The following is a 13232-nucleotide window of genomic DNA, read 5'->3' on the forward strand; positions in this document are numbered from 1 at the left end:
GGCGACGGCCGTGTCGGTCCCGCCGCCTACCCTGGACGGGTGACCGAACAGATCCTGGCTGCCGCCCCTGTCGATCCCGCCGTCGCCCCGGGCGCCGCGGCGGCCGCCGACGAGCCGGGACGCACGCGCCGGGCGCCGCTCTCGCCGTCGCGTACGAACGACTATGTGCAGTGCCCTCTCCTGTTCCGGTTCCGGACGGTCGACCGGCTCCCCGAGCCGCCGAGCCAGGCCGCCGCGCGGGGAACCCTCGTGCACGCGGTCCTGGAGGACCTCTTCGACGCTCCCGCCGGCGAGCGGACGTCCGCGGCCGCGCACGCGCTCGTGCCCGGCGCCTGGGAGAAGCTCCTGCACGAGCGACCCGAGTACTCGACGATGTTCGCCGACGCCGACGAGGCCGAGCGCTGGCTCGGCACGGCTGGTCCCCTGCTCGACACCTACTTCACGCTCGAGGACCCGAACCGGCTCGAGCCGCGAGCCCGTGAGCTCCGCGTCGAGGTCGAGCTCGAGGACGGGCCGCGCCTGCGCGGCATCGTCGACCGGGTCGACGTCGCGCCCGACGGCGCGGTGCGCATCGTCGACTACAAGACCGGCAAGTCGCCCCGACCCCAATACGGCGCGTCGGCAGCGTTCCAGATGCGCTTCTACGGGCTCGTCGTGTGGCGCACACGACAGACCGTGCCGGCGATGCTCCAGCTCATGTACCTCGGCGACGGCCAGGTCCTCAGGTCCGTGCCGTCGATCGAGGACCTCGAGCGCGCCGAGACGCGCATCCGCTCCGTCTGGTCGTCGATCGTCCGGGACGCGGAGGCGGAGGACTTCGCGCCGAGCAGGTCGCGGCTGTGCGACTGGTGCGCGCACCGCTCCCTGTGCCCAGCGTTCGGTGGCCAGGCGCCCGAGATCCCCGAGGGCGCGATCCGCCTCAACCTCGGGCTCGCCTGAGCGCCCGTCGTCAGGCCTCGGCGAGCAGGTCCAGCACGTCCCCCGCCGCCACGGCCGCGATCATCGTCAGATCGACCGGCTCGAGCGTCGGCACCCGGCTCAGCCCCGGACGCTGCGGCAGGGGCACGACCGACTGCACGCCGACGACCCGGGCACCCGCAGCGGCCGCAGACGCGAGCCCGGGCGGCGAGTCCTCGAACGCGACGCACGACGAGGCGTCCACGCCCAGCCGCTCCGCCGCGACGCGGTACGGCTCGGGGTCCGGCTTTCCGCGGCTGACCTGGTCCCCCGTGACGACCGCGGCGAACGTCCCCTCCGGCACCGCCGCGACGAGCCGCGCGGCGAGCACCTGGTAGGACATCGTCACGAGAGCGCACGGCACACCCGCGACGCGCAGCCGCTCGAGAACCTCGCGCGCGCCTGGCCGCCAGGGCATCTCGCGGGCCATGGCTTCGCTCACCGACCCGACGAGACGCTCGACGATCTCCGCGCGCCCGAGCCGCACACCGCCGCGCTCCTGGAGCACACGCGCCGCCACCAGCAGGTCCGAGCCGACGAGCGAGAGCGCGTCTTCGTGGGTCCACGTGTCGCCGGACTCCGCGACGAGCGCCGTCTCTGCCGCGATCCAGTACGGCTCGGTGTCGATCAGCGTCCCGTCCATGTCCCACAGGACCGCGGCGGGCAGCGCTCGCCCCGTCGCGGGGTCGACGAGGGCAGACGTCTGCTGCGGAAGAGAAGAAGGCATGCCTCCATCGTGCCTCATCCCGCGAGCCCGACCGCCCGCAGCCCCTAGGCTGGAGAGATGGACGAACCGATCCTCCCGGAACTCCCCGACGATCTCGGAAGCCTGCTGCCCGAGATCGACGTGTCGCCCGCCAGCGACAGCGCGGCCGGCTCCGACCAGGGTGCCGTGATGATCGCGGCGTTCGAAGGCTGGAACGACGCGGGCAGCGCCGCGACCTCCGCCGTCCTGCACCTCGCTGAGGTCCTCGGTGCCCAGAAGGTCGACGAGCTCGACCCCGAGGAGTACCACGACTTCCAGGTCAACCGGCCCGTGGTGTCGACGGACGACGACGGCCGCCGCGTGCTGACCTGGCCGACGACGACGGTCAGCGTCGCCGAGCTCGACGGGCGCCGCTTCGTGCTCGTGCACGGCATCGAGCCGTCGATGCGCTGGCGCACGTACTGCAAGGAGCTGCTCGGCATCGCCACCACGCTGGGCGTGCGCACGGTCATCACCGTCGGCGGCCTGCTCGCCGACGTGCCCCACACCCGCCCGATCCCCGTCTCGGCGACCTCCGAGGATCCTGCGGTCCAGGCGCTCCTGGACGTCGAGCAGAGCGCGTACGAAGGCCCCACCGGGATCGTGGGCGTGCTCCAGCACTCCGCCCAGGAGGGCGGCCTGCGGGCCCTGTCCCTGTGGGCAGCCGTGCCGCACTACGTCGCGCACCCGCCGTCGCCCAAGGCGACGCTCGCACTCGTCGTCAAGCTCGAGGACCTCCTCGGCGTCCACGTCCCGCTCGGTGACCTGCTCGACGACGCACGCGCCTGGGAGCACGGCGTCGACGAGCTCGCCGAGGAGGACGAAGAGATCGCCCAGTACGTCGCGCAGCTCGAGCAGGCCAAGGACACGGTCGAGCTGCCCGAAGCCACCGGAGAGGCGATCGCGCGGGAGTTCGAGCGGTACCTGCGGCGCCGTGAGCGCGGCGACCAGCCAGGTGACCCGCGTCGCGCACGTCCTGGCTCGAAGGACGGCGGCGGCCACGCCGGCACGCCCCGCGGCACCCTCCCTGGCCCCGCAACCTCCGATGACGACGGGCCCGACGAGCCCGACGAGCCCGAGGCCAGCCCGGGAGAAGCGTCGCCGCCGACCGGCTGACGTGCCCGCAGTCGACCTCTCCCGCTCGTGCGAGGCTTGGTGGCATGGACTTCCGCATCTTCACCGAGCCCCAGCAGGGCGCCTCCTACGACGACCAGCTCGCGGTGGCTCGCGCCGCCGAGGACCTGGGCTTCGACGCCTTCTTCCGCTCTGACCACTACCTGCGGATGGGGGACGGCTCTGGCCTTCCCGGCCCGACGGACTCGTGGACGACTCTCGCCGGCCTCGCCCGCGAGACGAGCACGATCCGCCTCGGCACGCTCGTGACGTCCGCCACGTTCCGCCACCCGGGCGTCCTCGCGATCCAGGTCGCTCAGGTCGACCAGATGTCGGGCGGCCGCGTCGAGCTCGGCCTCGGCGCAGGCTGGTTCGCGCGCGAGCACGCGGCCTACGGCCTGCCGTTCCCGGCCAAGCGCTTCGGGATGCTCACCGAGCAGCTCGAGATCCTCACCGGGCTGTGGGGCACGCCGCTCGACGAGACGTTCTCTCACTCGGGCGAGGTCTACACGCTCGAGGACTCCCCTGCCCTGCCCAAGCCTGTCCAGCGCGACCCGCTGCAGCCCGATCGTGCGGGCGTGCCGATCATCATCGGCGGCGGTGGGCCTGCGAAGACGCCGGCGCTCGCCGCCCGCTTCGCGACCGAGTACAACCAGGCCTTTCCTGCGAAGGACACGATCCGTGAGCGGTTCGACGTCGTGGACGCCGCGTGCGAGGCCGCCGGCCGTGACGCGTCGACGCTGTGCCGCTCTGCCGCGCTCGTCCTCTGCGTCGGCACCGACGACGCTCAGGTCAGGGCGCGTGCCGCAGCGATCGGCCGCGAGCCTGACGAGCTGCGCCAGAACGGCGTCGCCGGCACCGTGAGCGAGGCTGTCGAGACGATCGGCGCGCTGCGCGAGTCAGGCGTCGAGCGCCTCTACCTCCAGGTCCTCGACCTCCACGACCTCGATCACATCGAGCTCGTGGCCTCGCAGATCATCCCGCAGGTCGCCTGACGCAACTGCCGCGTGGGGCCGGGCCCGCCCGGCCCCACGCGTCGGTCAGATCCGGACGCCGAGGAGCGCGTTGACCGCGCGAGCGATGACGCCGGGTGCGCCCTCGTGGACCGCCACGTCGTCACGGCTCGACTCGGTGACCGCACGCTCCGCCCACGCGTCGACCGTCCGCAGGGCCGCCGGGGCGTCGAGGTCGTCGCGCAACGCCGCACGCATCGCAGCGAGGGTCGTCGCGGCCTCGGGGCCGCCGTTGCCCGACACAGCCTCCCGCCACCGGGCGAGACGTACCTGTGCGCGCGCGAGGTCGGCGTCGAACCACTCCCACTCCGAACGGTAGTGGTGGTCGAGCAGCGCGAGCCGGATCGCCATCGGGTCGACACCCTGCTCGAGCAGGCGCGACACGAGCACGAGGTTGCCGCGCGACTTGCTCATCTTCTCGCCCTGGTAGGACACGAGGCCGACGTGCAGGTGCGACGTCGCACGCTCGCCGTCCGCGAGCAGCCGCAGGTGCGACGTGCTCATCTCGTGGTGCGGGAAGAGCAGGTCGGCGCCGCCGCCCTGCACGTGGAACTCGCCGCCGAGGCCCTCGCGCGCGATGACCGCGCACTCGACGTGCCAGCCCGGACGACCCGTGCCGAGGCTCGAGCCGTCCCACGCGGGCTCGCCCGGACGCTCTCGGCGCCACAGCAGCGGGTCGAGCGGGTCACGCTTGCCGACGCGCGCCGGGTCACCGCCGCGCTCGCGGAAGAGCGCGGTCATGGTGTCGCGGTCGAGCCGGGCGACGTCACCGAAACCCGGGTCGACGCTCAGGTCGGCGTAGACGTCTCCCAGCTCCGGCTGGCTCCCACCTGCACCCGGCTCGTTCGGCACCCGGTACGCCGCGCCCGCGGCGACGAGCTTCTCGACGGCGGCGGCGACCTCCGGGATGGTCTCGACCGCGCCGAGGTACACGTCCGGCGGCACGACGCCGAGCGCAGTCATGTCCGCGGCGAACAGTGCGATCTGCTCACGCGCGAGGTCGCGCCAGTCGACCCCCGTCGCGTTCGCACGCTCCAGGAGCGGGTCGTCGACGTCGGTCACGTTCGACACGTACGTCACCGTGCGGCCCGCGTCGAGCCAGGCGCGCACCAGCAGGTCGAACGAGACGTAGGTCGCGGCGTGGCCGATGTGCGTCGCGTCGTACGGCGTGATGCCGCAGACGTAGAGGCCGGCACGGTCGCCCGGTACGGGCTGGACGCGCTCGCCGCTCGACGAGTCGACGAGCGACGGCATCACGCCGTCAGCGTCGGGAAGGACAGGGATCTGCGGTCTGGGCCAGGCGTGCACCGACCCAGCCTAGCGGGATGACACCGCAGTCTCGGACCCGCGAGGAGTCGTCTAGACGCCGCCCGTCGCCGTCACCGCACCCGCGCCGAGGAGGATCACGACGACCACGGCGAGCACGAGCCGGTAGATGACGAAGGGCAGGTACGAGCGCGTCGAGACGAGCTTGAGGAACCAGATGATGACGGCGTAGCCGACGACGAACGCGATCACGGTCGCGACCAGGATCGGCAGCAGGCCCGGCGTGCCGGCCGTCCCGAGCTCGTCGAACGAACCGACGAGCTTGTAGAGACCCGACCCGAGCACGGCGGGGATCGCCAGGAGGAACGAGTAGCGGGCCGCAGCCTCACGCGTGTACCCGAGCAAGCGCCCCATCGTGATCGTCCCGCCGGACCGGGACACGCCCGGGACGAGCGCCATCGCCTGCGCGAGACCGAACAGGATCGCGTGCCGCGGGCCGATCGTGTCGAGCGTCCGCTCCTGGCGCGCGAAGCGGTCGGCAACACCGAGCAGGATGCCGAAGACCGCGAGGGTCAGGGCAGTCAGGTAGAGGTTCCGGAACGTCGCGTCGATCGCGTCCTCGAGGAAGAGCCCGCCGGCGACGATCGGCACCGAGCCGAGCGCGATCCACCACGCCATCCGCGCGTCCGGGTCCCCCTCGCCGAGGCGGGCCCGCCACCCCGTGCCGTGCGCGCCCGTCAGCGCCCGCCACCATGCCGCACAGATCCGCGCGATGTCCTTGCGGAAGTACAGGACCACCGCGGTCTCGGTGCCGATCTGCGTGATCGCGGTGAATGCGGCTCCCGGGTCCGAGGACCCGATCAGCTCGCCCACGATGCGCAGGTGCGCCGACGACGAGATGGGCAGGAACTCGGTGAGGCCCTGGACGAGGCCGAGGACGATCGCTTCCCAGACATTCACAAGCCGACACTCTACGGGCCACGGCTGGCGCGCGGCCTGGCGGCGCGAGTGCGTCACGTGCGGAACGTGTGACGACCGCGTGCCGACGCCGCCGCGCCTGCACCGCCCGGACGGGACGCGACCGGTAACCTGCCCGCATGGAGCTGCGGCAGCTGGGCACGACCGGGATGCGCGTCTCCGAGCTCGGGCTCGGGACGATGACATGGGGACGGGACACCGACGAGATCGACGCCGCGGAGCAGTTCCGTGACTTCCTCGACGCGGGCGGGACGCTCATCGACACGTCGGCGTCGTACGCCGACGGGACGAGCGAGGAGGTCGTCGGCAGCCTCCTCGCCGAGGTCCGCCGCGAAGACGTCGTCCTCTGCACGAAGGCTGGCGTCCGGTCGACGTCGCGCGGCAACGTCCTCGACGCGTCCCGCGGCGCCGTGCTCGGCTCGCTCGACGCGTCGCTGCAGCGCCTCGGCACCGATCACGTCGACCTGTTCCTCGTCCAGAACCCCGACCCGCGCACCCCGCTCGACGAGACCCTCTCGGCGCTGCAGCGAGCCGTCGACTCAGGTCGCGCCCGGTACGTCGGGCTGTCCAACCATCCCGCGTGGCAGCAGGCGCGCGCTGCGACGCTCCTCGAGCAGGCCGGCCTCGAGCTGGCCGCGGTGGAGATGGAGTACTCGCTGCTCGAGCGCGGTGTCGAGCGTGAGGTCGTCCCCGCAGCGCTCGCGCTCGGGTCCGGCCTCGTGGCGTGGTCGCCGCTCGGCCGCGGCGTGCTGAGCGGCAAGTACCGCCGCACGATCCCCGCAGACTCTCGTGCCGCGTCGACGCACCTCTCAGGGTTCGTGCAGCCGTACCTCGACCAGGAGTCGAGCGGGATCGTCGAGGCCGTGGCGATCGCCGCCGACGGGCTCGGCCGTTCGATCCTCGAGGTGTCGCTCGCCTGGCTGCGTGGGCGCCCCAGCGTCTCGAGCGCGCTCGTCGGCGCACGCACGCCCGGTCAGCTGCGGACGTCGCTCGCCGCCCTCGATCTCGAGCTGCCCCCTGAGGTGAGTGCCGCTCTCGACGAGGTCAGTGCCCCCGCGACCGGCTATCCCGAGCGGCGCTGACTCAGCGGTCGCGGTTCGCGAGCTCCTCGACCTCGTCCTCGCTCAGGCTCTCGAGCTCGTCGTCGTCGAGGTCGCTCCCGGCATCGTCCAGGTCGTCCTCGTCGATGTCGTCGTCGTCCAGGTCGTCGTCGAGGTCGTCATCCTCGTCGTCGTCCTCCGCGACGTAGAACGGGAGCGCCTCGCCGTACGTCGAGGCGATCGCCTCGTCGTACACGTCGAAGGCGTCCGCGAGGACGTAGTACGCCTCGTCGACCGCAGGGTCGTCCTCTCCGCGTCGGCCGACGATCGCGCCCAGGTGCGCCTCGAAGGCGGCGACGAGACGATCCAGGGCGGCACGCGGTTCGACGGTCATGGCAGCAACGGTAACCCTCTCGCGTGCACAATGGCAGTCGGCGGGTCGTCCCGCCGCCGTCCGACCGATCCGTCAACCGGGAGGAACCGCCCATGACCGCTCGCTCCGACCGCCGCACCCCGGTCCCCCGCCACGGGGAGTACGAGTACCGCATCGTGTCGATCGCGCGCGACGTCTCACGCCACGACGCGGCACGCATGCTCACGGAAGAGGCCGAGTACGGCCGCTGGGAGCTCGCGACGTCGAGCCTCTACGTCGGCGGGGAGCGCCGCGTCATGCTCCGCCGCCGGATCATCCGGGCCCGGAACACCCTGGGGGCGTTCGACTGACGCCCGCTCCGGCAGACCCGTACCGGGACCGCGTCAGCCCTGCGTGAGGAGCCGGTCGAGGACGCGCACGCCGAAGCGCAGCGCGCTGACGGGCACGCGCTCGTCGACGCCGTGGAACATGCCGGCGAAGTCCAGCTCCGGCGGCAGCTGCAGCGGAGCGAAGCCGTAACCCGTGATGCCGAGGCGCGCGAGCGACTTGTTGTCCGTGCCAGCAGAGAGCATGTAGGGCAGCACGACGGCGCCCGGGTCCTCCGCGAGGACCGCGTCGACCATGCGGTCGACGAGCGCGCCGGTGATCGGTGCCTCCAGGCCGATGTCCTCGTGGATCACCTCGATGCGCACGTGCGGTCCGGCGAGCTCCTCGAGGACGGTACGCATCGAGTCCCGCTCGGCCGGGAGGAAGCGCGTGTCGAGGACGCCGGTGGCGGTGCCCGGCACCACGTTGGCCTTGTAGCCGGCGTCGAGCTGGGTCGGCGTGGCCGTGTTGCGCAGGGTGGCCCCGACGAAACGGCCCGCCGACCCGAGCGCCTCGACGAGCGTGTCGACCGCGCGCGGGTCCTCGGCGTCGTAGCGCAGGCCCGTGAGGTCCGCGACCCCGCGCAGGAGCGCCTGGACCGTCGGTGTGAGCGTGAGCGGCCACGGGTGGGCCGCGATGCGGGAGACCGCACCCGCGAGGTGCGCTACGGCGTTGTCAGGGTTGACCTGGGAACCGTGGCCCGCACGGCCGTCCGCGACGAGCCGGAGCCAGCCGAGCCCCTTCTCGGCTGTCTGCAGGAGGTACGCGCGTCGTCCGCCGAGCTCGACCGAGAACCCGCCGACCTCGCTGATCGCCTCGGTCGCACCGGCGAACAGCTCGGGACGGTGCTCGACCGCCCAGCCGGCGCCGAACGGCCCCCCCGCCTCCTCGTCCGCGAAGAACGCGAGCACGACGTCGCGCGCAGGCTTGCGCCCTTCGCGCACCATCTGCCGCACGACCGCGAGGATCATCGCGTCCATGTCCTTCATGTCGACCGCGCCGCGGCCCCACAGCATGCCGTCGATCTCCTCGCCCGAGAACGGGTCGACCGTCCAGTCGGGCGCGTGCGCCGGAACGACGTCGGTGTGGCCGTGCAGCACGAGGGCCGGCAGGCTCGGGTCGCTCCCTTCGAGGCGCGCGACGACGCTCGCACGGCGCGGTGCCGACTCGAAGAACGTCGTCTCGAGCCCGACCTCCTCGAGCAGGCCCTGGACGTACTCGGCTGCCGTGCGCTCACCCGGACCGGAGCCGTCCCCGTAGTTGGACGTGTCGATCCGCAGGAGCTCGCGGCAGATCGTCACGACCTCGTCCTCGGCCTGAGGGACGACAGGGGGTGTGGCGGGTGCGACGTGCTCGGAGGTCATGCGTCACACGGTACCGGGAGCAAGCAGCGCCCGAGCGTCCGTGTCACGCGAGCCCTCGCCGTGCGAGGAGCGCCACGGGCGAGGCTGGTCGTCCGCGGAACCGTTCGAACGCGACCATCGGGTCGACGGACCCGCCGACGGCGAGCAGCCCGCGCCGGAACCTCTCCCCCGCCTCGCGGCCCAGGCCGCCGTTCTCGTGGAACCACTCGACGAGGTCCGCGGCGAGGACTTCCGACCAGAGGTAGGCGTAGTACGCGGCGTCGTAGCCGCCCCCGAACACGTGCGCGAAGTACGTCGAGCGGTAGCGGGGAGGCACGCACGGCACGTCGAGACCCGCGGCCGCGAGCGCAGCCTGCTCGAAGCGCTCGACGCCGTCCGCCCCGTCCGGGAGCGCTCGGGCCAGCTCGCTCTCGGTCATCGAGTGCCATGCGAGGTCGAGGAACGTCGCGGCGAGCATCTCGGTCGTCGCGACGCCCTGACCGTGGTGCTGCGAGCCCCTCAGCCGCTCGATCGTCTTGTCGGGCAACGGCTCGCCCGTCGCGTGGTGCACCGCGTACCTGCGCAGCAGCGCGGGTTCCCACGCCCACGTCTCGTTGACCTGCGAGGGCACCTCGACGACGTCCTGCGGCACCTCCGTGCCTGACTGCGAGGGCCGGCGCACGTCGGAGAGCAGCACGTGCAGCGCGTGACCGGTCTCGTGGAACGCCGTGACGACGTCGTCCCAGGTCATCAAGGTCGGCTGCCCCGGCGCTGGCCGTGCGACGTTGAGCACGTTGAGGACGACCGGACGCGTCCCCGTCAGGTGCGACTGGTCGACGAGCGCAGTCGACCACGCTCCGCCCTGCTTCGCCGGACGTGCGAGGAAGTCGCCCAGGAAGAGCCCGAGGCCGGTCCCGTCCTGCGCGCGCACCTCCCAGACGCGCACCTCGCGGTGGTAGCCGTGCAGGTCCGGGCGTGCGTGGAACGTGATCCCGTACAACGCCGTCGCTGCCGCGAACACCCCGTGCTCGAGGACTCGGTCGAGCTCGAGGTACGGACGCAGCGCAGCGTCGTCGATCGCGTGACGCTCGCGGCGCAGACGCTCGCCCGCCCACGTCACGTCCCACGGCGCGAGCGGGCCTGCCGCGTCGCCGAGCTCGGCGTCGAGCACGCCCTGCATGTCCGCGAGCTCTGCCGCAGCGTTCGCGACCGCGCCGGGGACGAGCGGCGCGAGCACCTCGCGCACACGGTCCGGCGTGCCCGCCGTCGTCACCTGCGTGACGTACGTCGCGTGGTCGCGGAACCCGAGCAGCGCGGCCCGCTGCGCGCGCAGCCGCACGATCTCGACGACGAGCCCCCGCGAGTCGTGCTCGCCTGCCGCGCCTCGCGCCGTCGCGGCGCGGTGCACCTCCTCACGCAGACCGCGGTCCGCGAGCCTCGCCTGGACCTCCTGCTGGGTCGGTGAGCCGAGCGCGACGAGCCACCCGTCCTGACCGGCGTCCTCGGCAGCGGCGCGCGCCGACGCGATCTCGTCCTCGGTGAGGCCGGCGAGGCGCCCGACGTCGCGGACGTGCACGCCCGCCGCTGTCGACGCCGCGACCACCGTGCGAGAGAACGCGGACTCGAGCTCGGCGAGCCGCACGTTGATGCGCAGCAGCTCCTCGCGCTGCTCCGCCGGCAGGTCCGCACCCGACCGCCGGACGTCGCGCAGCCGGTCGTCGAGGAGGCGCCGTGCTGGCTCGTCGCACGCGACCTCCCCGCGCCGGACTCGCTCGGCCAGCTCGACCAGGCGCGCGCGGACGCCCGCGTGCATCGCCATCGCGTCGTCGTGCGCCGACAGCTCCGCCGTGAGCTCGTCCTCGAGGTCCTCGAGCTCCGGAGTCGGGTCTGCGTCCAGCAGCGCCGACATGACGGTCAGGGCCCGGTCGAGAAGATCGCCTGTGAGCTCGAGCGCGTCAAGCACGTTCTCGACCGTCGCGGGCGACGCGTCCGACGCGATCGCCTCGACCTCAGCCACCTCCTGCGCGATGCCGGCGCGGATCGCAGGGCCGATGTGCTCCACGCGGATGCTCGCGAAGTCCGGGAGGCCGTACGGCAGTGCCGAGGCTCTCGCGAGAGGGTTGTCCGGGTCGAGGGTCGGCGCTGTCACCGGGACAGTCTGACACCGCGCGCGTGCGGCAAGCGCTCAGACGAGCCGCACCGCCAGGACCGCGACGTCGTCTCGCTCGCTCGCCGCGCCCATCCGCTCGACCATGTCAGCGACGAGGCGCTCGAGCGGTGCTTGCGCCAGGTCCGCGAGGATCTCTGCGAGCTGCGTCAGCGAGCTCGCCATCGGCCTGCCACGCCGCTCGACGAGTCCGTCCGTGAACAGGAGCATCGTGTCGCCGTGCTCCAGGACGTGCTCGTGGTCCGCGCGGTTCGCCCCCGGTGCGACGCCGAGCATGAGGTCAGAACGTCCCCGCAGCACCTTGACGCCGCCCGCGACGTCGACGACGACGGGCGACAGGTGCCCAGCGCTCGACCACACCACGCGCGCCGGCCCGCCCTCCACGAACGGCGGGATGACCTGCGCGACGGCAGCCGTCGCCATCGTGCGCGTCGACAGGCGCAGGTTCGCGTCGTCGAGACGGCTCAACAGTCGCGATGGCGCCTCGAGGGAGTCGGCGACGAAGCCGCGCAGCATCGAGCGAAGGTTGCCCATCTGCGCGGCCGCGGCGATGTTGTGCCCGACGACGTCGCCGATGATCAGCGTCGTCGCGCCGTGGACGTGGATCGCGTCGTACCAGTCACCACCCACCTGCTCCCCACGGCTCGCAGGGAGGTAGCGTGCCGCGAGCTCGAGCCCCGGCACCTCCGGGAGCTTCGTCAGGAGCGCCGACTGGAGCGTGTACGCGACCGCAGCGCGAGCCGCGAGCAGCTCGGCACGCTCGAGCGCCCGCGCCACGTAGGTCGTCACGGCCCGCTTCATCCGCTGCGTCTGCGGCGTCGTGACGTGCTCGTCCGACCATCCGAGCCAGAGCCACCCGTCGAGAGGCGCGTCGTCGGCACGCTCGACACGGAACGGCAGGTAGACCTCCGCGTCGACGTACGCGGACGTGTGCCCGGAGAGGTGCGGGTACTCCGCGACGACGTCGGAGCGCGACGGATAGAAGCGTGCCTGCCCGTCCGCGACCGAGTGCGGCCCGGGATGGTCCGCCGACGCCTGCAGCTCGGAGTACTCCATCGGGAGGTCCTCAGGAAGGTGCGAGCCCTCGACAGCGTCGAAGCGGCCGTCGACCTGCACGATCACGGCACTGTAGGCGACGTCGAGCTGGGCGTGCGCGAGCTCGGTCACGACGCGGGCGACGTCCTGCGTCGTCGCCGTCGCACCGAGCCCCTCGCTGAACGTCAGGAGCACGCGGTTGATCCGGTCGACCGTGCTCGCGCTGCGCTCCGCCGTGCTGAGCCGCTCGAGGATCTCCCGGGCGACGACGCGCGCGGAGCAGACCGCCGCGAGCTCCGTGAGCCGCGCGACCGTCGTGTTGTCGAAGTCCCGCGGCTCGCGCGACATGATGCTGAGCGCACCGACCACGTGGCCGTGCACGTCACGCACCGGCACGCCTGCGTACGACCGGAAGCCCCAGAACTGTGCCCAGCCGCGCCGCGCGAGGTCTTCATCGGCTTCCGCGTCGTTGACGACCTGGGGGGCGGCGTTCCGCACGATCGCGTCCGTCAAGGGCGCCTCGTCCGCGACCTCCCGCGCGAAGTCGAGAGACTCCTGCAGACCGTACGCGCCGGGCAGCGCGTACCCGGTCGGGCTCTCGAGCGCGACGACGCCCGCATCAGCGCCGGACACGGACGCAGCGATCGCTGCGATCCGGTCGAGCTCCTCGTCCGCGAGGCCGTTCGGGGCCGCTGGCCCGGTCGTCTCGCGGTGGCCCCGCGGGTCGGTGATCATTCGACCATTGTCCACGATGCATCGCCGCACCTCGACGATGCCTCGCCGCGGCACCTGACGGATTGCTGGACGCGTACCGAGAGCGCGTCCTTGCGACCCGA

12 protein-coding genes are annotated in these 13232 nt (G+C 72.7%); 5 read left to right on the forward strand and 7 right to left on the reverse strand.

The genetic code is table 11. The features are described from left to right. Positions 1–39 precede the first annotated feature (39 nt). Positions 40–939, forward strand: a complete 900-nt coding sequence (locus HF995_RS09355) for a RecB family exonuclease (RefSeq protein WP_168447493.1) — start codon at positions 40–42, stop codon at positions 937–939. A gap of 10 nt (positions 940–949) precedes the next feature. On the opposite strand, the gene HF995_RS09360 is transcribed toward HF995_RS09355, so the two are convergent. Then, on the reverse strand, positions 950–1684 hold the full coding sequence (locus HF995_RS09360; protein WP_168447494.1) for an HAD family hydrolase: 735 nt from the start codon (positions 1682–1684) through the stop codon (positions 950–952). 168 nt (positions 1685–1852) lie between these two features. Between HF995_RS09360 and HF995_RS09365 the strand changes: the two genes are divergently transcribed. Together HF995_RS09365 and HF995_RS09370 are read left to right on the forward strand one after the other, a co-directional pair. Further along, positions 1853–2818 (forward strand): PAC2 family protein, encoded by a 966-nt coding sequence (locus HF995_RS09365; RefSeq protein ID WP_434060853.1) that lies wholly within the window; start codon positions 1853–1855, stop codon positions 2816–2818. A gap of 44 nt (positions 2819–2862) precedes the next feature. Beyond that, the gene (locus HF995_RS09370; RefSeq protein WP_168447496.1) at positions 2863–3810 is read left to right on the forward strand and encodes an LLM class F420-dependent oxidoreductase; all 948 of its coding nucleotides are present in this window, start codon (positions 2863–2865) and stop codon (positions 3808–3810) included. Between the two features lie 45 nt (positions 3811–3855). Here HF995_RS09370 and mshC read toward each other — a convergent pair whose 3' ends face one another. Together mshC and HF995_RS09380 are read right to left on the reverse strand one after the other, a co-directional pair. Continuing rightward, the gene (gene mshC, locus HF995_RS09375) at positions 3856–5136 is read right to left on the reverse strand and encodes a cysteine--1-D-myo-inosityl 2-amino-2-deoxy-alpha-D-glucopyranoside ligase (RefSeq protein ID WP_168447497.1); all 1281 of its coding nucleotides are present in this window, start codon (positions 5134–5136) and stop codon (positions 3856–3858) included. A 51-nt stretch (positions 5137–5187) separates the two neighbouring features. After that, the gene (locus HF995_RS09380) at positions 5188–6054 is read right to left on the reverse strand and encodes an undecaprenyl-diphosphate phosphatase (protein ID WP_168447498.1); all 867 of its coding nucleotides are present in this window, start codon (positions 6052–6054) and stop codon (positions 5188–5190) included. 137 nt (positions 6055–6191) lie between these two features. Between HF995_RS09380 and HF995_RS09385 the strand changes: the two genes are divergently transcribed. Then, the gene (locus HF995_RS09385) at positions 6192–7154 is read left to right on the forward strand and encodes an aldo/keto reductase (protein ID WP_168447499.1); all 963 of its coding nucleotides are present in this window, start codon (positions 6192–6194) and stop codon (positions 7152–7154) included. Between the two features lies 1 nt (position 7155). Here the strand turns inward: HF995_RS09385 and HF995_RS09390 are convergent, their stop codons facing one another. Then, positions 7156–7506, reverse strand: coding sequence for a primosomal protein (locus HF995_RS09390; protein ID WP_168447500.1), 351 nt, complete (start codon positions 7504–7506; stop codon positions 7156–7158). Positions 7507–7598: 92 nt separating this feature from the next. Here HF995_RS09390 and HF995_RS09395 point away from each other — a divergent pair, with 92 nt between their 5' ends. Then, positions 7599–7835 carry a DUF5703 family protein gene (locus HF995_RS09395; protein ID WP_168447501.1) on the forward strand — a complete coding sequence of 79 codons (237 nt, stop codon included), beginning with the start codon at positions 7599–7601 and terminating at the stop codon, positions 7833–7835. A gap of 33 nt (positions 7836–7868) precedes the next feature. On the opposite strand, the gene HF995_RS09400 is transcribed toward HF995_RS09395, so the two are convergent. Genes HF995_RS09400 through HF995_RS09410 form a run of 3 tightly spaced genes read right to left on the reverse strand, consistent with a single transcriptional unit; the run spans position 7869 to position 13131 of the window. Continuing rightward, positions 7869–9215 (reverse strand): M20/M25/M40 family metallo-hydrolase, encoded by a 1347-nt coding sequence (locus HF995_RS09400; protein ID WP_168447502.1) that lies wholly within the window; start codon positions 9213–9215, stop codon positions 7869–7871. A gap of 43 nt (positions 9216–9258) precedes the next feature. Continuing rightward, positions 9259–11343, reverse strand: coding sequence for a M3 family metallopeptidase (locus tag HF995_RS09405; protein ID WP_168447503.1), 2085 nt, complete (start codon positions 11341–11343; stop codon positions 9259–9261). A 36-nt stretch (positions 11344–11379) separates the two neighbouring features. Further along, on the reverse strand, positions 11380–13131 hold the full coding sequence (locus tag HF995_RS09410; protein WP_168447504.1) for a GAF domain-containing SpoIIE family protein phosphatase: 1752 nt from the start codon (positions 13129–13131) through the stop codon (positions 11380–11382). Between the last annotated feature and the right edge of the window lie 101 nt (positions 13132–13232).

Origin of the sequence: Sanguibacter hominis ATCC BAA-789, assembly GCF_012396185.1 — a bacterium.
Classification (GTDB): domain Bacteria; phylum Actinomycetota; class Actinomycetes; order Actinomycetales; family Cellulomonadaceae; genus Flavimobilis; species Flavimobilis hominis.